The organism is Bradyrhizobium sp. USDA 372 (assembly GCF_053629095.1).
Genome location: NZ_JBRJHR010000001.1, coordinates 2694561 through 2715625 on the forward strand (window position 1 = coordinate 2694561; position 21065 = coordinate 2715625).

The 21065-nt window shown below is 65.6% G+C and carries 22 protein-coding genes; 12 read left to right on the plus strand and 10 right to left on the minus strand.

What is annotated here, in order from left to right:
• Positions 1-8 precede the first annotated feature (8 nt).
• The gene (locus AB7M16_RS12800) at positions 9-1274 is read right to left on the minus strand and encodes an MFS transporter (RefSeq protein ID WP_453947168.1); all 1266 of its coding nucleotides are present in this window, start codon (positions 1272-1274) and stop codon (positions 9-11) included.
• Positions 1213-1473: a hypothetical protein gene (locus AB7M16_RS12805; protein WP_172788125.1), complete on the minus strand. Its 261-nt coding sequence runs from the start codon at positions 1471-1473 to the stop codon at positions 1213-1215. Before AB7M16_RS12805 ends, AB7M16_RS12800 begins: the two co-directional genes overlap by 62 nt.
• Between AB7M16_RS12805 and AB7M16_RS12810 the strand changes: the two genes are divergently transcribed.
• The 8 genes from AB7M16_RS12810 (at position 1460) to AB7M16_RS12845 (ending at position 8790) form a co-directional block, all read left to right on the plus strand.
• A complete protein-coding gene (locus AB7M16_RS12810; RefSeq protein ID WP_453947169.1) occupies positions 1460-1852 on the plus strand; it encodes a hypothetical protein in 393 nt (130 codons plus the stop codon). The two genes, AB7M16_RS12805 and AB7M16_RS12810, sit on opposite strands and share 14 nt — an antisense overlap.
• 77 nt (positions 1853-1929) lie before the next feature.
• A complete protein-coding gene (locus tag AB7M16_RS12815) occupies positions 1930-2211 on the plus strand; it encodes a hypothetical protein (RefSeq protein ID WP_453944119.1) in 282 nt (93 codons plus the stop codon).
• A gap of 9 nt (positions 2212-2220) precedes the next feature.
• The gene (locus AB7M16_RS12820; protein WP_453944120.1) at positions 2221-3648 is read left to right on the plus strand and encodes a TolC family protein; all 1428 of its coding nucleotides are present in this window, start codon (positions 2221-2223) and stop codon (positions 3646-3648) included.
• Positions 3649-3662: 14 nt separating this feature from the next.
• Positions 3663-4997, plus strand: coding sequence for a copper oxidase (locus AB7M16_RS12825; protein WP_212260449.1), 1335 nt, complete (start codon positions 3663-3665; stop codon positions 4995-4997).
• A gap of 32 nt (positions 4998-5029) precedes the next feature.
• Positions 5030-5485, plus strand: coding sequence for a cupredoxin domain-containing protein (locus tag AB7M16_RS12830; protein ID WP_453947171.1), 456 nt, complete (start codon positions 5030-5032; stop codon positions 5483-5485).
• 17 nt (positions 5486-5502) lie between these two features.
• Positions 5503-5805, plus strand: a complete 303-nt coding sequence (locus tag AB7M16_RS12835; RefSeq protein WP_453944121.1) for a copper-binding protein — start codon at positions 5503-5505, stop codon at positions 5803-5805.
• A 348-nt stretch (positions 5806-6153) separates the two neighbouring features.
• Positions 6154-8295 (plus strand): flagellar biosynthesis protein FlhA, encoded by a 2142-nt coding sequence (flhA, locus tag AB7M16_RS12840; RefSeq protein WP_453944122.1) that lies wholly within the window; start codon positions 6154-6156, stop codon positions 8293-8295.
• A 294-nt stretch (positions 8296-8589) separates the two neighbouring features.
• A complete protein-coding gene (locus AB7M16_RS12845; protein WP_172789643.1) occupies positions 8590-8790 on the plus strand; it encodes a hypothetical protein in 201 nt (66 codons plus the stop codon).
• 282 nt (positions 8791-9072) lie between these two features.
• Here the strand turns inward: AB7M16_RS12845 and AB7M16_RS12850 are convergent, their stop codons facing one another.
• From AB7M16_RS12850 to fliI, 6 genes are all read right to left on the minus strand, one after another.
• Positions 9073-10293, minus strand: a complete 1221-nt coding sequence (locus tag AB7M16_RS12850) for an NAD(P)/FAD-dependent oxidoreductase (protein ID WP_453944123.1) — start codon at positions 10291-10293, stop codon at positions 9073-9075.
• A 299-nt stretch (positions 10294-10592) separates the two neighbouring features.
• Positions 10593-11552 (minus strand): helix-turn-helix transcriptional regulator, encoded by a 960-nt coding sequence (locus tag AB7M16_RS12855; protein ID WP_172789641.1) that lies wholly within the window; start codon positions 11550-11552, stop codon positions 10593-10595.
• Positions 11553-11701: 149 nt separating this feature from the next.
• Entirely contained in the window at positions 11702-12763 is a 1062-nt protein-coding gene (locus AB7M16_RS12860; RefSeq protein WP_453944124.1) for an anti-sigma factor, read from the minus strand.
• 37 nt (positions 12764-12800) lie between these two features.
• Positions 12801-13346 (minus strand): sigma-70 family RNA polymerase sigma factor, encoded by a 546-nt coding sequence (locus AB7M16_RS12865; RefSeq protein WP_453944125.1) that lies wholly within the window; start codon positions 13344-13346, stop codon positions 12801-12803.
• 316 nt (positions 13347-13662) lie between these two features.
• Positions 13663-14082, minus strand: a complete 420-nt coding sequence (gene fliJ, locus AB7M16_RS12870; RefSeq protein WP_172789638.1) for a flagellar export protein FliJ — start codon at positions 14080-14082, stop codon at positions 13663-13665.
• Between the two features lie 121 nt (positions 14083-14203).
• A complete protein-coding gene (gene fliI, locus AB7M16_RS12875) occupies positions 14204-15529 on the minus strand; it encodes a flagellar protein export ATPase FliI (protein WP_453944126.1) in 1326 nt (441 codons plus the stop codon).
• 448 nt (positions 15530-15977) lie between these two features.
• Here fliI and ctrA point away from each other — a divergent pair, with 448 nt between their 5' ends.
• The 4 genes from ctrA to AB7M16_RS12895 all read left to right on the plus strand — a co-directional run bounded on the left by ctrA (position 15978) and on the right by AB7M16_RS12895 (position 18807).
• Entirely contained in the window at positions 15978-16679 is a 702-nt protein-coding gene (ctrA, locus tag AB7M16_RS12880) for a response regulator transcription factor CtrA (RefSeq protein ID WP_016848562.1), read from the plus strand.
• Positions 16680-16842: 163 nt separating this feature from the next.
• Entirely contained in the window at positions 16843-17247 is a 405-nt protein-coding gene (locus AB7M16_RS12885) for a DUF350 domain-containing protein (protein WP_172789636.1), read from the plus strand.
• A 1-nt stretch (position 17248) separates the two neighbouring features.
• Positions 17249-17644 (plus strand): hypothetical protein, encoded by a 396-nt coding sequence (locus tag AB7M16_RS12890; protein WP_453944127.1) that lies wholly within the window; start codon positions 17249-17251, stop codon positions 17642-17644.
• 2 nt (positions 17645-17646) lie between these two features.
• Positions 17647-18807, plus strand: a complete 1161-nt coding sequence (locus AB7M16_RS12895; RefSeq protein ID WP_172789634.1) for a glutathionylspermidine synthase family protein — start codon at positions 17647-17649, stop codon at positions 18805-18807.
• A 155-nt stretch (positions 18808-18962) separates the two neighbouring features.
• On the opposite strand, the gene AB7M16_RS12900 is transcribed toward AB7M16_RS12895, so the two are convergent.
• Together AB7M16_RS12900 and AB7M16_RS12905 are read right to left on the minus strand one after the other, a co-directional pair.
• Positions 18963-19835 (minus strand): CheR family methyltransferase, encoded by an 873-nt coding sequence (locus tag AB7M16_RS12900; RefSeq protein ID WP_172789633.1) that lies wholly within the window; start codon positions 19833-19835, stop codon positions 18963-18965.
• Complete coding sequence (locus tag AB7M16_RS12905) at positions 19832-21028, minus strand: protein-glutamate methylesterase/protein-glutamine glutaminase (protein WP_453944128.1); 1197 nt, start codon at positions 21026-21028, stop codon at positions 19832-19834. Before AB7M16_RS12905 ends, AB7M16_RS12900 begins: the two co-directional genes overlap by 4 nt.
• Positions 21029-21065 lie beyond the last annotated feature (37 nt).

Genomic DNA, 21065 nt, shown 5'->3' on the forward strand with positions numbered 1-21065 from the left:
CTCAAACTTCAAGTGGCAAAGCCCGGGCCGGCCTTGACCGAGCCCATCCGCGCGCGGATCAAGAGCAGCACGACGATGCCGATGTTGAGCGCATTCCAGGCGACGCCATTGGCGAACGCCGCGGCATAGGAGCCGGTGGCATCGAAGATGACGCCTGACACCCAGCCGCCGAAGGACATGCCGAACACGGACGCAAAGATCACGATGCCGACGCGGGTCGCGGCCTCGCTCGCCGGCATCGCCTCGCGCACGATGATGGCGTAGCTCGGCACGATGCCGCCTTGGAACAGGCCGAACATCGCGGAGATCAGATACAGCGAGGTCAGGCTGTCGAAGAACAGATAGAACACGAGCGCAAAGCCCTGCGCCAGCGATCCCACCAGCAGCGTGCGGATGCCGCCGATCTTGTCGGCGAGGTAGCCCGAACCGATCCGGCTAACGATGCCGCAGCCCATCATCAAGGACAGCATCTCGGCGCCGCGCGCGACGCCATAACCGAGATCGCCGCAATAGGCGACGATGTGCACCTGCGGCATGGCCATCGCCACGCAGCAGGAGATGCTGGCGATCGAGAGCAGCACCGTCAGCGTATTCGTCGACAGCCTGAGATCGACCCGCGGCGGCGGTGCGTTGGCATGATCGTGGACGGTGTCGCGGCCCATTTGCGCGCGCAGGATCAGCACCAGCACCGTCATCAGGCCGGCGCAGACGATGCCGATGCCGATATGGGTGTAGCGCCAGCCGATCTCCTGCGTGCCCCAGCTCACGATCGGCGGCCACATCGCGCCGGCGACATAATTGCCGCTGGCGACGATGGTCACGGCCAATCCGCGATAGCGCTCGAACCAGTGCGAGGCTTCGGCCATCAGCGGCGCGAAGGTCGCGGATGTGCCGAGCCCGATCAGGAAATATGCCGCCACGAACTGCCACAGCTGCCCCGACAGGCCCGCGAGCACATTGGCAACGCCGAGAAAGGCGATGCTGATCGCCATCGCCGGCACGATGCCGAACCGGTCGGTGATCTTGCCGGCGATCACGCCGCCAAGCCCGAAGCCGAACATCATCAGGGTGAAAGCCAGCGACACCGCGCCGCGCGTGGCAGCGAATTCGGTCTGCACCACGGGAATCACGACCACGACCGCCCACATGCCGACGGCGCCGATCGAGCCGATCACGAGGGCAAGGACGAGTCGCACCCAGGCCTGACGGGAGTCAGGGGTGAAGGAAGCAGGTGTTTGTCCTGGATGATTTGGCGCGTGCACGGTCAGGACCATGTTCGCGGACCGTCGCATGGTCAACCAGCGTGCCGCGATATTGGGCATGCGCGGTGCGCTGCGGTAATAAGTTCTTGGCGAATGCGTCTTTTGACATTAGGTTGCAATAAGCGCGTGCAACATTGCCGCGCGAGGAGCCTATCGGCGGGATGTTGTTGCGATTGACGCGATCGGTGCGGATCAGGGTGGGGCGAATCATCGCCCTCGCCTATCTGTTCTGCGTGCTCGCGCCAGCCGCAAGCCTTGCCTGGGGCAGTGCTGCGCCCTGCCTTGGCGACGAGACCTTGGCCGACCTCGTCCCGGTGCATCATCACATGGCTGCGAGCCATGGCGATGTTCCGCACGAGCATGCGAGCACCCCTTCCCAGACTGCCGCGAAGGACGCACCTCTTCCGAATCATCACGACGGCAAGGGAACAGTGGGCCCGTGCTGTGCGATGATGTGCGTCAGTGCGCTGCCGGCCGATCTGCCCAGCGTCGCCACGCCGGTCCAGCCGATGTCGACCTGTGCGCCCGAGATCGTGCCCAGCCTGCACAGCGCCGCGCCGCCCCAGCACTATCGTCCCCCCATCGCCTGATCTGACACGACGGCGTCGGTTTCGACACGCGCTTTTGCGCGCGCGAACCTGTGGTCTTTCAGATCAGGAATGAAGACATGCTTGCGCTTTCCGGGGCGACATCCGCCGCATCCGCGGTGGGTGAACGACACGCTCGATTCATTTGGCTGCTGCTGGCCTTTGCTGCGTCGGCACTGTCCGGCTGCATGCCGGCAACGACGCAGATAGCCAGCGCGGATCCCGCCGATCCGGCGGCGAAGGTGGCCCCAATCGGCTATCGCTCGACCACCGCGCCCTATACCAGCCTGCGGCCGGCGACGCCGGCGCCGTGGCGTGACCGCAACGAGGCGGTGACGCCGCGGCCGAAGCAAGACCGCTAGGGGCGCGCCATGTCACAGCATTTTGCGCGAGCCCTGCTCCTGCTCGCCGCGCTCGGCATGTCCGGTTGCGCCGCGTTCTCGCCCGACGGCGGCATGACTGAAGTCGCGGATCTGACGAGCCGGACCATCAACAAGGACGTCGCCTTCGTGCGCTCGGCCGAGGGCGCCGCCACGGTCGACGCCCGCTTCCGCCAGCTGCTCTCGCGCACCCTCAGCGTCGACGCCGCCGTGCAGATCGCACTGCTCAACAACAAGGGACTGCAGGCTGCCTATAACGAGCTGGCGCTGGCGGAGGCCGACCTGGTCGAGCAGAGCCTGCCGCCCAATCCGGTGTTCGCGGTCTCGCGCATCACCGGCAATGGCGCCAGCGAGATCGAGCGCCAGGTGGTCGGCGACATCCTCGCGCTCGCCACCCTGCCGTTCCGCTCCGAGATCGCCCGGGAGCGCTTTCGCGGCGCGCAGCTGCGCGCCGCGCTGGCGACGCTGCGGCTCGCCGCGGACATGCGCCGCGCCTATGTCCGCACTGTCGCTGCCAACGAGATGGTGGGGCTGCTGACCGACGCGAAAGCGACGGCGGAATCGACCGCACAGCTCGCGCTCAAGCTCGGCGAGACCGGCTCGCTCAACAAGCTCGACCAGGCCCGCGAGCAGGTGTTTTACGCCGAAACCACCGCCGACCTCGCCGCCGCGCGGCAGGCGGCGGGAAGCGCGCGCGAAAGGCTGGCGCGCCTGATGGGGCTGTGGGACGACGGTCTCGACTTCCGCCTGCCCAATCAATTGCCGCCGCTGCCGCGTCGGCCGCTCGCGCTTCCCAGGATCGAAGCCGATGCGGTGGCGCATCGCATCGACCTGCAGATCGCACGGCTGGAGCTGGCCGCGCTGGCGAAGGCGCTTGATCTCACCGAGGCGACGCGCTTCGTGACGCTGCTCGATCTCGCCGGCATCTCCCGCCGCACCCAGGATCCGGAAGGGCCGCCGTTCCGCGAGCGCGGCTTCGACATACAATTCCAGATTCCGATCTTCGACGGCGGCGAGGTGCGCGTGCGCCAGGCCGCCGAGACCTACAATCTCGCCTTCAACCGCCTGGCCGAGCGGGCCGTGAATGTGCGCTCCGAGGCGCGCGACGCCTATCGCGTCTATCGCTCCACATACGACATCGCCGGCCACTACCAGCGCGAGATCATCCCGTTGCGCAAGATCATCACCGAGGAGATGCAGCTGCGCTTCTCCAGCATGCAGGTCGACATCTTCGCGCTGCTCACCGAAGCGCGGCAGCGCCTCGCGGCGCTGCGCGGCGCGATCGACGCCAGGCAGAGATTCTTCCTTGCCCAGGCCGATTTGCAGACCGCCGTCAACGGCGGCGGCGCGCCCGCCGCCGGCGGCGATAATTCAACCACTATCGCCGCGGCAGCTCCTGCCGAAGGCGGCGGACACTAAAGACGGAGGCTGAGATGTTTTCCCGCCGAGGATTTTTGAGCACCGCCGCGCTGGTCGGCGCATCGGCCATTCAAGGCCGCGTCCAGGCCGCTTCGATTCCGGAAGCCGCCACCATGGACAAGGTGGTGATGCAGCCGCCGCTGCACCCCACCAGCGGCCCGGATTATCGTCCCGTGGTCACGCTGAACGGCTGGTCGCTGCCGTTCCGCATGAACGGCGACTGGAAGGAATTCCATCTCGTCGCCGAGCCGGTGGTGCGCGAGTTCGCGGAAGGGATGAAGGTGAATTTGTGGGGCTACAACGGGCAATCGCCGGGCCCGACCATCGAGGCCGTCGAGGGCGACAAGCTCCGCATCTTCGTCACCAACCGCTTGCCCGAATACACCACCGTGCACTGGCACGGCATGATCATCCCAAGCGGCATGGACGGCGTCGGCGGATTGACCCAGCCGCACATCGAGCCCGGCAAGACCTTCGTCTACGAATTCGAGATGAAGAAGAGCGGAACCTTCATGTACCACCCGCACTCCGACGAGATGGTGCAGATGGCGATGGGCATGATGGGCATGGTCGTCGTGCACCCGCGCGATCCGAACTTCCGCGCCGTCGACCGCGACTTCGTGTTCGTGATGAGCACCTATCGCGTCGACCCCGGCACCTATCTGCCGCACGTCAACGAGATGACGGACTTCAACATGTGGACCTGGAACGCGCGGGTCTTTCCCGGCATCGATCCGCTGCCGGTCAGGCTCGGCGACAAGGTGCGCGTGCGCATCGGCAATCTCAGCATGACCAACCATCCGATCCATTTGCACGGCCACAGCTTCGCGGTGACCTGCACCGACGGCGGCTGGATTGCCGAGAGCGCGCAGATCCCGGAGACGACCACCGACGTGCCGGTCGGCGCCATCAGGGTGTTCGACGTGCTCGCCGACAATCCCGGCGACTGGGCGTTCCACTGCCACAAGTCGCACCACACCATGAACGCGATGGGACACGACGTGCGCAACCTGATCGGCGTGTCGCGCAAGGACCTCGCCAAGGCCGTCGGCAAGCTCGCGCCTGACGGCATGGCCATGGGCTCGACCGGCATGGCGATGGGCAACATGGAGATGCCCGCGCCCGACAACACGCTGCCGATGATGACCGGCACCGGCCAGTTCGGCCCGATCGAGATGGGCGGCATGTTCACGGTGATGAAGATCCGCGAAGACCTCGCGCGCGACGATTACCGCGATCCCGGTCCGTACAAGTTCCCGCAAGGCACCGTCGCCTACGAAGTGGCCGCACCCGCCACGGAGCCGGCACGGCACAAACCCGGCAGGGCGCCGATGAAGCACAAGATGTGAGCGTTTCGATGAACCACCAACTGGAGACCACGATGAAGACCACGATCAAGCTCGCCCTCGCGCTGGCTTCACTTTCGACCGCACCGGCCTTTGCTCACGACAAGCACGGGCACGGAAACTATTCGGCCGGCGAGCCCGGCGATCCCAAGAAGCCCGCACGAACCATCGAGATTCTGATGAACGAGATGGACTACACGCCCGCAAAGATCGAGGTGAAGCGCGGCGAGCAGATCCGTTTCGTGCTGCGCAATGTCGGCAAGGAAGACCACGAATTCCTGCTCGCGACGACGAAAGAGAATCTCGCGCATGCAGTCGAGATGAAGAAGCATCCGCACATGGAGCACGACGATCCCAATGCGGTGCGGCTTGCACCAAAAAAGACGACCGAGATCCTCTGGAAGTTCAGCAAGCCTGGCACGTTCGAATATTCGTGCCTCATTCCCGACCACCGCGAGTACGGCATGGTCGGCCAGGTCACCGTGAAGTAACGCGAAAGGAGATTCCCATGAACCGCATCATCAATATCACGGCCGCGCTGGCGCTGACCGTCGGCCTTGCGACCGCAACCCTCGCCGCCGAAGGCGCCGCGATCAGCGGCGAGGTCAAGAAGATCGACGAAGGCGCCGGCAAGATCACGCTCAAGCACGGACCGGCAAAGAGCCTCGGCATGGATGACCCCATGACCATGGTCTATCGCGTCAAGGACGCGGCGATGCTCAAGCAGGTGAAGGTCGGCGACAAGGTGACCTTCGAGGCCGAGGAGGCGTCGTCGGGCTACACGGTGACGAAGATGGAGAAGGCGAAGTAGCTTCCGCTGTCATTCCGGGGCGCGCCCCTTGGCGCGAGCCCGGAATCCATTTCACCACCATACCTGCGACCCGATGGATTCCGGGCTCGATGCTCCGCATCGCCCCGGAATGACACCAACCGGATCCCGAAACACCCCGGTCCACCCCTTCTCCACCCCTCCGTTAACCCTTTGCTAACCATACACCGGGCAAAAATTGCCGGGTGAAGTCGAGTGTCGTCGGCCGCGTAGAACGGGAGGAACCCCGTGGACGCCAGTGCGGTGCCTCACTTTCGGAACGGCGGCCCTTCGGCTGCCGCGCAGACGTTTGGGGCGCGCGGACGGCAGTCGCGCGGGGAGGCAGCTACCATGGTCGACGTCACCGCGGGACAGGGTGTAGGCAACGCCAAGCCCGGCATCCCCTCCCTCAACGACATCCTCACCGTCCTCAAGCGCGGCGACATCGCGCTGGCGCTCGGCATCCTCACCATCCTGGTGGTGCTGATCCTGCCCCTGCCCGCGATCGTGCTCGACCTGTTCCTGGCGATCTCGATCACGCTCTCGATCCTGATCCTGATGACGTCGCTGTTCATCCAGGCGCCGCTCGAATTCTCCGCCTTCCCGACCATCCTCCTGATCTCGACCATGCTGCGCCTGTCGCTCAACATGGCCTCGACCCGCCTGATCCTGTCGCACGGGCACGAGGGCACGGCTGCGGCCGGTCACGTCATCGAGGCCTTCGGCAACTTCGTGATGGGCGGCAATTTCGTCATCGGCATCATCGTCTTCGCCATCCTGATCATCGTCAACTTCGTCGTCATCACCAAGGGTTCGGGCCGTATCGCCGAAGTCGCCGCGCGCTTCCACCTCGACGCCATGCCCGGCAAGCAGATGGCGATCGACGCCGACCTCTCCGCCGGCCTGATCGACGAGAAGGTCGCCAAGGAACGGCGCAAGGAGCTGGAGGACGAAAGCGGCTTCTTCGGCGCCATGGACGGTGCCTCCAAGTTCGTCCGAGGCGATGCCATCGCCGGCCTCCTGATCGTCTTCATCAACGTCGTCGGCGGCATGATCATCGGCGTCGCGCAGCAGGGCATGTCCTTCGCCGACGCCGGCCGCACCTACACGCTGCTGACCGTCGGCGACGGCCTCGTCACCCAGGTGCCGGCGCTGATCGTCTCCACCGCGGCCGGCCTGCTCGTCTCCAAGGCCGGCGTCTCCGGCGCTGCCGACAAGGCGCTGATGAAGCAGTTCTCCGGCTATCCGCAGGCGCTGGCGATGTCCTCGGCGGTGATGCTGGTGCTGGCGGCGCTGCCGGGCATTCCGACCATTCCCTTCCTCGCGCTCGGCGCCGGCGCCGGCGCGCTGGCCTGGCACGCCCGCAACCATAAGAAGACCGCCATCAAGGCCGAGCAGGCCGCCATGGCCGCCCCCGCTCCGGGAACGCCGGGCGCTCCGGGCGCTGCCGCGGCGGAAGAGCCGATCTCCGCCGCGCTCAAGATCGACGACCTCAAGATCGAGCTCGGCTATGCGCTGCTGCCGCTGGTCAACGGGCCCGACGGCACCGACCGCCTCACCGAGCAGATCAAGGCGCTGCGCCGCTCGCTCGCGATCGAGATGGGCTTCGTGATGCCGGCGGTGCGCATCCTCGACAACGTCCAGCTCGAGGCCAACACCTACATCATCAAGATCAAGGAGGTCGACGCCGGCACCGGCAAGATCTGGCCGAACCAGTTCATGGTCATGGACCCCGGCGGCAGCCAGGTGCAGGTGCCCGGCATCCACACCACCGAGCCGACCTTCGGCCTGCCCGCGACCTGGGTCGATGCCAGCCTCAAGGAAGAGGCCTCCCTCAAGGGCTACACCGTCGTCGACGCCGCGACCGTGCTGTCGACCCATCTCACCGAGCTGCTCAAGGCCAACATGTCGGACCTGCTGTCCTACGGCGAGGTGCAGAAGCTGCTCAAGGAGCTGCCGAAGGAGCAGAGCGAGCTGGTCAAGGACATCGTGCCGGGCCAGGTCACGGTCTCCGGCATCCAGCGCGTGCTGCAGCTGCTGCTCGCCGAGCGCATCTCGATCCGCGATCTCTCCACCATCCTCGAAGGCATCGCGGATTCGCTCGCCTTTTCGCGCAACCCCGCCACCATGGTCGAGCACGTCCGCGCGCGGCTGGCGCGGCAGATCTGCGCGCAGAACACCTCCTACGCCGGCTATCTGCCGCTGATAGCGCTCTCGGCGAAATGGGAGCAGGCCTTCGCCGAATCCATCATCGGCCAGGGCGAGGAGCGCAGCCTTGCGATGCAGCCGTCGAAGCTGTCGGAATTCATGACCGCCGTGCGCGAGGCCTTCGAGCGCGCCGCCCGCGAGGGCGAGGCGCCCGTGCTGGTCACCTCCGCGTCCATCCGGCCCTTCGTGCGGTCCCTGGTGGAACGGTTCCGGGCCCAGACCACCGTGCTGTCGCAGGCCGAAATCCACCCCAGGGCGAGGCTGAAAACGGTCGGAAGCATCTGATTTGCCTTAAGAAGCCGTGTGTTTTTCAGTCACAGGCAAATGGTTTTTGAGTTCCTGGCGCTTTGTCGACCAAGCGCCCAAAAGTCGGGCCACAGGCACATTACAGCTTTGAAATAATTGTATAAAACGACGATCGAAGGTCGCTTTTGATCGCGATCTTTCACGTCCTATCACGCTCTTGTGATGGCCTCTTGGGAACGAATCCACCCAATACTAGGTTGTTGGGCACCGGAAGTATGAACCTGCCTGAAGCGGCCGGCGACTACTTCGGGTAGATGGCGGCAGGAGGCTTCCATGAACCACTCGATCTACAGCGCAGATCGCGCGACCCATTTGAAAGTTGTGGTCGTCGCCCTCGTCGCAGGGATCGCGTTGGCAGGCCTCGGCATCACGGCACGCTCGGGTTCGGACGAAGGCCTGACCCAGACCGCCCGCGTCATCAAGGCCGGCAAGCCGGTCGTTGTCACCAGCTCGAACGCATCCCTCGTTCGCTAAGGAGATCTGACGAGTTTTGTGAATTCACGCGGCTCTTTACCAGCCCCCCAAAGTCGCCACGTGGATATGTAGACGACCCCAACCCCAAGTCGACTACAGAAAGCGCCCGCCCCCCACGGGCGCTTTCCCATGTCTGGGGTACCTCGTCATTGCGAGCGCACGCGCGTCAAACTCGTCATTGCGAGCGCAGCGAAGCAATCCAGACTGCCTCCGCGGAAAGATTCTGGATTGCTTCGCTGCGCTCGCAATGACGGAGCAAGCGGCAGGGCCCTGCCTGTCAAACTACCCCGCCCCATACGTCGGCGGCGGCGCCTGCACGGTCGGCGCGGCCGCGGCGAACAGCTCGTCCTTGCGGCCAGTCAGCGGCGGATAGATGCGCTTGCGGTTGATGGTCTCCTTGGTCGCTTTTGCCGCAGCGCCGGTGGCGCGGACCTCGCGATTCCACCCTTCCGTATAGAGCGCACCCCAGCCGCCGAGGTCGAGCACGGTGACGTACCAGTCGATCCGCAGCGGCAGCATCGGCAGGCCGACGAGATCGGCGACGACGTTGTGGCCGGCGAAGCGGCCCATGGGACGGGCGAACTGACAGGACATCACGGTCGGATGCAGCCCGTCGATCACGCTCGAGGCGACATCGCCGGCCGCGAACACGCCAGGCACATCCGCAACCCGCATGAAGGGATCGACCAACAGACGCCCGAGGCGATCGCGCCCGCCCGGAAAGCTCGCCGCCAAAGGGCTTGCACGCATGCCCGCGCACCAGATCACCGTCTGCGCCGGGATGAACTCGCCCGAGCTCAGATGGACGCCGGCCGCCTCGACCGAGGCGACGCGCACGCCGAGCCGCATCTCGACGTCGAGTGAGGTCAGGGCCGTCTCGATGACGGGACGCGCATGCGCGCCGATGCTGGCACCGACGCTCGGATTGGAATCGACCAGGATGATGCGGCGGCTGCCGGTGATGCCCGCATGCGCGAGCCGCGCCGGCATTTCGGCCGCGACCTCGATGCCGGTGAAGCCGGCGCCGACCACAACCACCGTTGAACGGCCGACAGACGGCGCGCTGCGTCCGAGCGAAACCAGATGATCTTCGAGGCGGAGCGCCGCGGCATAGCTGTCGACGTCGAAGCCATGCGCGGCAAGGCCGGGAATGTCGGGGCGCATCACCTCGCTGCCGAGCGCCAGCACGAGGCGGTCATAGGACAGCGTCTCCTCGCCGGCGCTGGTGACGAGCGAGATTTCGCGCCGGGCCGGATCGATGGCTTCGATCTCGCCGAGGCCGTGGCTGACACCGATCGGATCGAGCAATTGCGGAAGCGGAAGCGCGACCTCGGCCAGATCGGCCTCATAGTTGCGCACGCGGATGTTGTGATAGGGATTGCGGTCGACGAGATGGATCTCGATGTCGCGCTCGCTTGCGCCGATCTCCTCGCGCTTGCGCGCAGCGCCGATGGCCGCCCACAAGCCTGCAAACCCGGCGCCGAGCACGACGATACGCGCCATCTCCGCCTACTGCACTTTCCCGAGGATTACCTGCGGCCTGCCCGCAGAGACAGACTAGCGCAACAGCGGGCGGCGACCAAATGCGGCAGCGCCCGCGCCGCCAACACGAAATCGCGATCTACGCTTCGCGCAACGCGGCCGTGGGATGGGTGGAGCGAAGCGGAGCGCAGCTTGAGGACGACCTGGTGCGACATACACCGTCATTGCGAGCGCAGCGAAGCAATCCAGAGTCTTTCCGCTGGGGCAGACTGGATTGCTTCGCTGCGCTCGCAATGACGCCCATCCCACGAACCTGCGATCTACGCCTCGCGCAGTTCCGACGGCGTCGCGCCAAAGCGCTTGCGGAAGGCGCGGTTGAAGTAGGACAGATCGGAGAAGCCGGAGGAATGCGCGATGTCGCTGATCTTGCGCATCCTGGCGCGGGGATCGCCGAGCAGCTTGCGCGCCTGGAGCAGGCGCTGCTCCAGCACGAATTCGGTGAAGGTGGTGCCGGCCTGCTCGAACAGGCGCTGGGCCTGGCGCGGGCTCAAGCCCGAGCGCGTCGCAACTTCGGCGAGGCAGAGATCGTTGCGGCCGAGTGCGGCCATCACGTCGGCGCGCATGAGATCGAGGCGGGCCGCCGCCTGCCCGCGGCCGCGGGCGCGGCTTGCGTGCTCGGCATCGGTGCCGAGCAGGAGACCGACGAGATCGACCATGTGCTGCGCGGTCAGGCGCTGGCCGACCGCATCGAGATGCGGCGCGTGATTGGCGGCGAGCGCGTGGTAGCGGAAGATGGTCTCGGCGACCGCGCCGTCGATGAGCACCTGCGAGAGCTTGTCCTCGGCGCGCGGGCTGATGTCGAGCAGCGCACGGCGCGGCATGCGAATGGTGGTGAAGCGGTCTGCCTCGGTGTGGCCGACGGTCCCGGTCACGCTCATGTCGACCAGCACCATCTGGGCGGGCGCGAGCTCGACGGTGTGGCCGTTCTGCCCGACGCGGACGAGCCCCGCATGGGCCGAAATCAGCACGAGATCGTCGCTGCCGTCGGCAAGGTGGCTCTGCGTGCGGGAATATTGCGCCGAGGCGCCTTCGGCAATGGCGAGCGCGATGTTGTCGACGACGCTGATCTGTAGCCGGCAATCGATGCTGTCGCCATGGCTCGGCCCGATATCGAGGCCACACGGACCGACGGCTCGCTCGCGCCAATGTTCGAAGGCCGCACCGTGCGGCAGGCCGGTATATTGGTGAACGAAGATGCCCGGCGTTCTCGCTGCATCCATCTGATTTCTCGCCCTTTCCGGCATCACCGCGTGCAAATTCCGGGAATTTGACGCCGCGGACCGAGCGGAGGTTCAAATCGGGGGCGGATTCAGGGGCATTTGTCGGGATGCGACGGTGGGACGGACCGTAGCGACAGTCGCCACGGCCCCTATTTTTGCGCGGGCGCCTGCGGTTGGGACGGCGGCACGGTCTCGATCAGCTTGCCGGAAAACACCGGCGCGGAGGTCGGCTGGCCGTTCGGCGAGCCGCCGGCCTGCTCGACGGTGACGGCGTAGGTCGCGCCGTTGATGACCTCGGTATCGTAGGAAGCGAGCAGCGGACGCGCGGTGAAATCGCTGGCGCCGATGACGCCGAGCGAGCGCGGGCGCGGCAGCTTGTCCGAGATCAGCCAGAGCTCGAAGCTCTTGCCGGGCTCCGGTGTCGCGCCGACCTTCCGCACCGTGAAATTCCGCGTCGCGCCGTCGATCGTCATGATGAAGGCGGGACCACCGCCCTGGCCCTGCAGCAGCGCGACATATTGCGCGGAGGCGGCGAGCGGCGCCGCCGGCGTCTTCACCTCGACCGTCTGGATGCGCGGCGCGGGACGCAAGGCGCCCGGCAGCGCCTCGGGCAGGAAGATCTGCAGCGACAACGTCACGAGCAGCGCGGCGGCGAGCGCGCCGATTGCGGATGCGACATTGCGCCAGCGCTTCACCCGGCCCTCGAGACGAATCACATTGCTGTCGTCGACCACCGGCGGCTGCGGCGCACGGACGACGTTGGCATCCGGAGCATGGACCTGCGGGATGAATTGCGGCGCGATGTCCGGAAGCGCATCAGGCTCGGGATGCGGCGCCTCGATTGGCCCGGCTTCGGGATGCAGCGTCTCCAGCGGCTGCGAGCTCTCGGACGGAGGCTCCGCAGGTCCCAGCGAGAACGAGTCGGGCACAGGTGGCGGCGGCGGCGGCGAAGCCTCGACGCGCGCGGGCTGCTCCTGCGCGGCGGCCGTGCGCGCGATCTCCGCCCTGATGTTCTCCCACACGATCGGACGCGGCTCGACCGAGCCGACCATCTGGTTGAGCACGCCGAGCCGATAGGCCCAGGCCTGCACGACTTCGGCGAACGCCGGGTCCACCGCCATCATGGTCTCGACCTGCGCGCGCTCGTCGGCGCCGAGCGTACCGAGCGCGTATTCCGCGGCGAGCGCGATATGGTCCTCCGTGTAGGCCATCAATTGCAGTCCAGAACCACCCTCATCATCCAAGCGATCACAGTCCGAGGCACTCCCGGATTTCCAGCATGCTGCGCCGCAGCCACGTCTTCACCGTGTTGACGGGCGCGGCGAATTTCTCCGCCAATTGCTCGCGGCTCCAGCCGTTGTAATAGGCGAGCAGCACGAGCCTCTGACGGTCCGGCTCGAGCCGGCCGATGCATTCCAGGAGCCGCTTCAGCTCCTCGGTCATCTCGCGGCGCGCCAGCGGATCGGGACTTTCGGCCGCCACCTCCATTGCCTGAGGCTCTTCCTCGATGGAGGTTTCCGATTTTTTCCGCACGATGTCGATCGCGCGGTTGCGCGCAATCGAGGCCATCCACGTGATCGGCGACGACAGGGCCGGATTGAACTGGCCGGCGCTGTTCCAGATCTTGACGTAAGTCTCCTGAATGACCTCCTCCGCGAGATCCTGCCTGCGCAAGATACGGAGCACGACGCCATAGAGTTTCGCGCGCGTGGCGGCGTAGAGGCGCTCGAACGCGGCCTGATCGCCCTTTGCCACCGCCTCGATCAACCCGACCAGCTCTGCTGGCGTCAGCATTCAGCCCCCTGAAACGCGGCCCAGTCGCTTCCCTTCACCTCTCCCCGACGGGGAGAGGTCGATTTGCGCAGCAAATCGGGTGAGGGGGCGCAGGGCTGACGGGAGACCGTTACCCCTCACCCGGCGCTCCGCGCCGACCTCTCCCAAGGGAGAGGTGGTCACCGCCGTCGCTGGCACAGCATTCATCCCCGCTACCATAGCGCGCGGCCAAGCCGACCACCAAGGGGCGCGGCGCCACACTGTGGACAGCACATGCGAAAACCCGGACCTTGCGGGTCCGGGTTTTGGAATTTCTGGATGGTCTGGCGCTAGCGGCTCAGGCGACGGCGCCGATGCGGGCACGCATCAGGCCGATACTGTCGAGGTCGGCCTGCTCGCGGGCGTTCTCCTCGGCGCGCTCGCGGGCCTGGTCGCGCTCGTCGAGCAGCTCGACCTTTTTCAGCTCCTCGAAGGCCTCGGCCAGTGCGGCCTTGGCCTCCTCGAGCTGGCCCCTGAGCTCGTCGGCCGAACGGGTCAGGTTCTCGCGGCGCTGGATCGCGGCTTTGGCGTAGGTCGGGTAGGCGAAGTGCGAGGGATCGTTGATCCCGGCGCGCTCCTGCTCGGTCTGGATCTCGCGTTCGAGATCGACCGACATGCGCTGGAAGTCGGCGATCATGGTCTCGATCTGGGTGACCCGGCGGCGCTTCTCGTCGACCTGAAATTTCTTCAGGCGGATGAGGGTATCTCGTGACTTCATCGACTCGTACTCCCCAGAAGTCCCCCCGCTGCACGTGGGACGATACCGGTCACCCCACGGGCCCGAAGGGGGCCCAGACCGGCTCTGCTACTCTGTGGGATCGGATGATGACCGGACAAAGTTAGCGTTCCGTTTCCAAATTGCCGAGGATTTGCGCCAATTGGCGATAGCCCTCCGCGAGCGATGCCTTTTCGTCCTTGCGCTGGCGCAGGAAAGCTTCCAGCGGCTCATTCAGGCGGATCGCCTCGTCGACCTCGGGACTGGAGCCGGCGCGGTAGGCGCCGAGACGGATCAATTCCTCCATGTCGGCATAGGTCGCCATCACCTGGCGCGCCTTCTGGATGACCGGCCAGAACTGCGGATCGGCCGATTTCGGCATGGTGCGCGAGACGGATTTGAGAATGTTGATCGCGGGGTAGCGGCCGCGCTCGGCGATCGAGCGCTGCATCACGATATGGCCGTCGAGGATGCCGCGCACGGCATCCGCGATCGGCTCGTTATGGTCGTCGCCGTCGACCAGCACCGTGAAGATCGCGGTGATGGCGCCCTCGCCCAGTCCCGGCCCGGCACGCTCCAAGAGCTTCGGCAACTCGGTGAAGACGGTCGGCGTGTAGCCCTTGGCCGTCGGCGGCTCGCCGGCGGACAGGCCGATCTCGCGCTGGGCCATGGCAAAGCGCGTCACCGAGTCCATCAGGCAGAGCACGTCCTTGTCCTCGTCGCGAAAGTACTCGGCGACCGCGAGCGTGAGGTACGCCGCCTGGCGGCGCATCAGCGCCGGCTCGTCGGAGGTCGCGACCACCACGACCGAGCGCGCAAGGCCCTCCTCGCCGAGATCGTCCTGAAGGAATTCCTGCACCTCGCGGCCGCGTTCGCCGATCAGCCCGATGACGCTGACATCGGCATCGACGTTGCGCGCCAGCATCGACAGCAGCACCGACTTGCCGACGCCGGAACCTGCGAAGATGCCCATGCGCTGACCGCGGCAGCAGGTGAGAAAGGTGTTCATGGCGCGCACGCCGAGATCGAGCGGGCTGCCGACGCGCTTGCGCGAATGTGCGGGCGGCGGCGTATTGCGGAACGGCATCGGCGAAGAGCCCTGCGGCAGCGGCCCCCTGCCGTCGATCGGCTCGCCCAGCGCGTTGACGACGCGGCCGAGCCAGGCCGCGGATGGTCGCACTTGATTGGCGGCGTTGGCGATCACCGCCTTGCAGCCGCGGCGCACGCCCTCGAGGCCGGCGAACGGCATCACCACGGCATTGTTGCCGGAGAAGCCGATCACCTCGCAGGGAATGGTGCGGTTGGCGCCGGTCTCGATCACGAGCCGCGCGCCGACCGACATCGCATGAATCGGGCCGGCCACCTCGACCATCAGACCGCGAACGCCGACGACGCGGCCATAGATGTTGATGCCGTCGATGTCGCCGATCTGTTCGGCCAGCGCCTTCATAGGGGGGCCTTCATCGGCAGCGCGCCTTCATATGAGGGGCCTCATGAGATGGTCGCCTTTGGTGATCCCGGGACATCACGGTGGAAACCTTAAGTTTCGCCATATTTCTGAACGGCGCTTAACTTCGTGTTTACCCGCATCATTAATCATTGCGTCACTGTCTTTGAGACTGAGCGTGACTCCCCTTCAGAAGAAGGCTGAGTCGCGGGAGTCGGTTAGGCCCGTCTCTTAAAGTGGAGCTTGAACGGAATCGGGTAACGAAAGCTGCTTCTCCCGCAAGACCTTAGGGCGATTCGACAAAAATTGCACCGGGGGGACTTGCGTTCCAGAATCAGACTTTGTTAACCATCTGTTGTCAGGATCCGAATCAGTTGTTCAAAGGCGTTTTGTTGAGTGCCGCGAATGCGGCCGACCTGACGCCCAGGAGCGGCGACTATGGGGAACTGGCATGCGCGTTTTGCTGATTGAAGATGACAGCGCCGTCGCGCAGTCGATCGAGCTGATGCTGAAGTCGGAGAGCTTCAACGTCTACACGACCGATTTGGGGGAAGAAGGCGTCGATCTCGGTAAACTATACGATTACGACATTATTCTCCTCGACCTCAACCTGCCCGACATGTCCGGCTACGACGTGCTCAAGCAGCTCCGGGTCTCCAAGATCAAGACACCGATTCTGATCCTCTCCGGCCTCGCCGGCATCGAGGACAAGGTCAAGGGTCTCGGCGTCGGCGCCGACGACTACATGACCAAGCCCTTCCACAAGGACGAGCTGGTGGCCCGCATCCACGCGATCGTGCGCCGCTCCAAGGGCCATGCCCAGTCGGTCATCCAGACCGGCGACCTCGTCGTCAACCTCGACACCAAGACGGTGGAAGTCGGCGGCCAGCGCGTGCATCTGACCGGCAAGGAATATCAGATGCTGGAGCTGCTCAGCTTGCGCAAGGGCACGACCCTCACCAAGGAAATGTTCCTCAACCATCTCTATGGCGGCATGGACGAGCCCGAGCTGAAGATCATCGACGTCTTCATCTGCAAGCTCCGCAAGAAGCTCGCCAACGCCTCCGAGGGCCGCAACTTCATCGAGACCGTCTGGGGCCGCGGCTACGTGCTGCGCGAGCCGCACGAGGCCGACGAGCGCATCCCCGCCTGATCTTAGGAGTTTCGCGAGCCCAGTCAGGCTCGCTCCTCCCAGCCTGGGCCCCGCCGCAAATGGCGGGGTTTTCGTTTTTGGGGGTGAGGCTTCATCCGAAGCTTAACGTTTGAACCACTAGCCTTCCCCTGCCGACGAATGGTCGCTGCACGATGGGGGAACGATGATCCTGCAATCACTCGCCGGCCTGCCCGCCTTCCTGGTCTATTTCTGCACCGGGCTGATCGCGATCGTGGCCTATCTGTTCGTCTATACCCGCATCACGGCCCATAACGAGTTCCAGCTCATCCGCGACAACGAGCCGGCCGCGGCGATCGCGCTCGGGCTGAGCCTGCTCGGCTTCGTGGCGCCGCTGGTCAGCGCCATCGCGCATTCGGCGAACGTGCTGGACTGCCTGATCTGGGCGACTATCGCGCTGATCGTGCAGGTCATCGTGTTCTTCCTCATCAAGGTCCCGGTCCCCAACCTCTCGGAGCGGATCTCCGCCGGCGAGCTTGCCCCGGCGATCTGGCTCGGCCTGTCCTCGCTCGCCGCGGGGCTGCTCAACGCCGCCAGCATGATCTACTGACATGGCCGACAAACCCGCCAAGAACGAGTTCGGCAAGCGCCGGCCGGTGGCCGAGCCGCCGCCCTCGCGGCCGCCGATGAAGCGCTCCGGCCACGTCGCGCTGCTGGTGATGGGTACGATCGCCGTCGGCACCACCGCGTACACCTTGATGCCGCGGCAGACCTGCGAGCCCTCCCCCGGCGCCGTGCCGGGGCAGACGACCACAACTTGCACCACCAGCAGCAGCAGCAGCAGTTCGTCGGGCGGCAGCAGCTCGCGCTGGTCGTCGCGATCGAGCTTCTTCGAGAGCGATTCATCGAGCCATTCCTCGTCGGGCACGTCGTCGGATTCCGGCCACAGCAGCGTGAGCCGTGGCGGCTTCGGCTCGTTCGGCCATGGCTTCTCCGGCGGGGGTTGACCATGCAACGCATCACTTGCTTGGAGCGCGACGACTGGCGAGAGACCGCGGCGCAATGCGGCTTCGTCTTCCACACCATCGACGGCGAGCGCTATTGGGATGAGCGCGCCTATTACGGCTTCACGCTGGACGAGATCGAGCGCGGCATCGAGACGCCGACCGGCGAGATCGACGCGATGTGCCTCGATCTTGCCGGCCGCGTCATCGGCGACGAGCGCTTCTTGCAGCGCTTGAAGATTCCGGAAGCGTTCTGGAGCCTGATCGCCGAGAGCTGGAAGCGCGACGACCGCAGCCTCTACGGCCGGCTCGATCTGAGGTTCGACGGCAAGTCGCCGGCGAAGCTGCTCGAATACAACGCGGATACGCCGACCTCGATCTTCGAGGCCGCGGTGTTCCAATGGACCTGGCTCGAACAGGCGATCGAACGCCGCGTCATCCCCTCGCGCGCCGACCAGTTCAACTCCATCCATGAGCGGCTGATCGCAGCTTGGAAGGAAATCGCTGGCGGTCGTCCCGTCCATCTTACCGGGATCACCGGCAACGAGGAAGACGCCGGCACGCTCGCTTATCTCGAAGACACCGCGCGCCAGGCCGGACTCTCGACGACGCTGCTCGACATCGAACAGGTCGGCTGGCGCGACGAGGCCGGCGGCTTCGTCGATGTTGACGAGAACGATATCGCGCTCGCCTTCAAGCTCTATCCCTGGGAATGGATGTTCCAGGACGCCTTCGGCGCCAAGCTGAAGGATGCGCCGACGCGCTGGATCGAGCCGCCGTGGAAGGCGGTGCTCTCCAACAAGGGCATCTTGCCGCTGCTATGGGAGATGTTTCCGAATCATCCCAATTTGCTGCCGGCCTTCTTCGAGGATGATCCGCGCGCCGCCGAGCTCGGCTCGTCCTATGTGCGCAAGCCGCTGCTGTCGCGCGAAGGCGCCAATGTCACGCTGGTGTCCGGCGGCATGCAGCTCGACGAGCAGGCAGGGCCCTACGGCGCCGAAGGTTTCGTGCGCCAGGCATTGTCACCGCTGCCGAACTTTTCGGGCTTTTATCCGGTGATCGGAAGCTGGCTGGTGAACCACGAGCCCTGCGGGCTGTCGATCCGCGAGGACGAGAGCCCGATCACAGGCAACCGCTCGCGGTTTTTGCCGCATGCGATTTTGTGATGTCATTCCGGGGCGCGACGCAGTCGCGAGCCCGGAATCCATAACCCCAGGCGGATGGAATGGCTCTCGTCTAACCGCGTGCCTGTTACGACCGCCTGTGATTATGGATTCCGGGCTCCGCGCTTACGCGCGGTCCCGGAATGACAAGAAGCATCTCACCTCGCCGCGGCGAGCTTCAGCGGCTGCGGCATCAATCCGCCCATCGGACGGCCGGAACGCGCGGGGTTGAGCTGATAGAGACCGCGGCGATCGGCGACCGGGCGGAACGCGTCGGTGATGCCGACGACGGATTCGGCGGCGCCAAGCAGCAGCGTGCCGTCCGCCTCCATCGCCTTCGCCATGCGCTCGAAAATCACCGCCTTGGTGTCCTGGTCGAAATAGATCAGCACGTTGCGGCAGAAGATCACGTCGAAGGTGCCGAGATGGGAGAAGTCCTGCAGCAGATTGAGCTGGCGGAACTGCACCATGGCACGAATGTCGGCGTTGAGCTGCCAGAGCTCGCCCACTTGCGTGAAGTATTTCACCAGATGCTGGATCGGCAGGCCGCGCTGCACCTCGAACTGGCTGTAGACACCGGCCTTGGATTTCTCCAGCACCTCCTGCGACAGGTCGGTGGCGACGATCTCGACGCGCCAGCCGGCGAGAGCTGCGCCCATCTCCTTCATGCACATCGCGATCGAATAGGGCTCCTGCCCGGTCGAGGAGGCCGCTGACCAGATGCGAAGCGACTTGCGCGCCGCGCGCGCCTGGATCAGGCCCGGCAAGATGGTGTCGCGCAAATGATCGAACGGAATCTTGTCGCGGTAGAAGAAGGTCTCGTTGGTGGTCATCGCTTCGACCACGTCGGTCGCAAGCCGGCCGTCGCCGTTCCTGATCTTCAGAACGAGATCGGGGATGCCGGGAAGGCTTGCCTTGCGGGCGAGCGGCAGCAGCCGGCTCTCGACCAGATATTGCTTGTCGGCGGAGAGATCGAGACCGGAGCGCTCTTTCAGGAACTTGCGCAGATAGTCGTAATCTGCGGGTGTCACGAGCGGTCTCCCGCGAACAGGCGGTTGACCTTGGCGCCGATCTGGTTGAGCGGCAGGATCGCCGCGCAGATGCCGGCATTGGCCGCCGCGCCCGGCATGCCCCAGACCACGCTGGAGGCTTCGTCCTGCGCGATCACGCTGCCGCCGGCCGCGACGATGTCCTTGCCGCCGCGCATCCCGTCCGAGCCCATGCCGGTCAGGATCACGGAGAGGATGTTGCCGTGCCAGACGTCGATGGCGGAGGTGAAGAGCGGATCGACCGCAGGCTTGCAGAAATTCACGGCGGGGCCGTCGTCGAGCGCGATCACCGGGTCAGCGCCGCTGCGCGCGACACGCATGTGCTTGCCGCCCGGAGCAAGGTAAATCCGTCCCGGCTTCACCGGCTCATCGTCGACCGCCTCGGCCGCCGGCCGGCGGCTCGTGCGCCCCAGATGCTCGGCGAGGATGGTGGTGAAGGTCGGTGGCATGTGCTGGGTGATCAGCACCGGGAAGCGATCGATCACGGGGCCGAGCTCGGTGACGAGCGCCATCAGCGCCTGAGGACCGCCGGTCGAGGAGCCGATCAGCAGCACCTTCGGCGCCTGGGTCGAGAACGGACGTGTCGCTAGCGATCCTAACGACGGGGCATGCACGGCCGGAGCGGGCGCAGGCGCGGCAGGCCGCGCAACAGGACCGCGGACAACGGGAGCCGGGCTGGCGGGCGCCAGCGGCGGGCTCGCAACCGCAGACTTGCGACGCAGCCGCGCGCCGAGATGGCGGATCTTCTGGATCAGGTCGTGATGGAAAATGTCTGCGGCCGACGCCTCACGCGTCGATTCCGGCTTGGGAATGTAATCGGCCGCGCCGAGCGACAACGCCTTGAAGCTGATCTCCGCGTTGCGGCGGGTCAGCGTCGAAGCCATGATGATGACGAGATCGCGCTTCTTGGCGAGCAGTTGCGGCAGTGCCGAGAGGCCATCGAGCTCGGGCATTTCGATGTCGAGCACGGCAACATCGGGATTGATGCGATCGAGCTGGTTGACCGCCTCGAGCCCGGTGCGCAGCGACGCCGCGACCTCCATGTCGTGCTCGGCACCGATCCAGCGCGAGATCAGACCGCGGATGACGACGGAATCGTCGACGATCATTACCCGCAAAGGTCCGGCTTCGCGCGACGTGCCCGTGGTCGAATTACCTGCGAACGCAACACTCATTACTCACCAACTCAGACTGAAACGGTTCAGTTGAAAA

Coding starts and splice junctions, on each gene's coding strand:
- AB7M16_RS12800 (WP_453947168.1), bottom strand. CDS start 1,274: ATGGTCCTGACCGTGCACGCGCCAAATCATCCAGGACAAACACCTGCT.
- AB7M16_RS12805 (WP_172788125.1), bottom strand. CDS start 1,473: ATGATTCGCCCCACCCTGATCCGCACCGATCGCGTCAATCGCAACAAC.
- AB7M16_RS12815 (WP_453944119.1), top strand. CDS start 1,930: ATGCTTGCGCTTTCCGGGGCGACATCCGCCGCATCCGCGGTGGGTGAA.
- AB7M16_RS12820 (WP_453944120.1), top strand. CDS start 2,221: ATGTCACAGCATTTTGCGCGAGCCCTGCTCCTGCTCGCCGCGCTCGGC.
- AB7M16_RS12825 (WP_212260449.1), top strand. CDS start 3,663: ATGTTTTCCCGCCGAGGATTTTTGAGCACCGCCGCGCTGGTCGGCGCA.
- AB7M16_RS12830 (WP_453947171.1), top strand. CDS start 5,030: ATGAAGACCACGATCAAGCTCGCCCTCGCGCTGGCTTCACTTTCGACC.
- AB7M16_RS12835 (WP_453944121.1), top strand. CDS start 5,503: ATGAACCGCATCATCAATATCACGGCCGCGCTGGCGCTGACCGTCGGC.
- flhA (WP_453944122.1), top strand. CDS start 6,154: ATGGTCGACGTCACCGCGGGACAGGGTGTAGGCAACGCCAAGCCCGGC.
- AB7M16_RS12845 (WP_172789643.1), top strand. CDS start 8,590: ATGAACCACTCGATCTACAGCGCAGATCGCGCGACCCATTTGAAAGTT.
- AB7M16_RS12850 (WP_453944123.1), bottom strand. CDS start 10,293: ATGGCGCGTATCGTCGTGCTCGGCGCCGGGTTTGCAGGCTTGTGGGCG.
- AB7M16_RS12855 (WP_172789641.1), bottom strand. CDS start 11,552: ATGGATGCAGCGAGAACGCCGGGCATCTTCGTTCACCAATATACCGGC.
- AB7M16_RS12860 (WP_453944124.1), bottom strand. CDS start 12,763: ATGGCCTACACGGAGGACCATATCGCGCTCGCCGCGGAATACGCGCTC.
- AB7M16_RS12865 (WP_453944125.1), bottom strand. CDS start 13,346: ATGCTGACGCCAGCAGAGCTGGTCGGGTTGATCGAGGCGGTGGCAAAG.
- fliJ (WP_172789638.1), bottom strand. CDS start 14,082: ATGAAGTCACGAGATACCCTCATCCGCCTGAAGAAATTTCAGGTCGAC.
- fliI (WP_453944126.1), bottom strand. CDS start 15,529: ATGAAGGCGCTGGCCGAACAGATCGGCGACATCGACGGCATCAACATC.
- ctrA (WP_016848562.1), top strand. CDS start 15,978: ATGCGCGTTTTGCTGATTGAAGATGACAGCGCCGTCGCGCAGTCGATC.
- AB7M16_RS12885 (WP_172789636.1), top strand. CDS start 16,843: ATGATCCTGCAATCACTCGCCGGCCTGCCCGCCTTCCTGGTCTATTTC.
- AB7M16_RS12890 (WP_453944127.1), top strand. CDS start 17,249: ATGGCCGACAAACCCGCCAAGAACGAGTTCGGCAAGCGCCGGCCGGTG.
- AB7M16_RS12895 (WP_172789634.1), top strand. CDS start 17,647: ATGCAACGCATCACTTGCTTGGAGCGCGACGACTGGCGAGAGACCGCG.
- AB7M16_RS12905 (WP_453944128.1), bottom strand. CDS start 21,028: ATGAGTGTTGCGTTCGCAGGTAATTCGACCACGGGCACGTCGCGCGAA.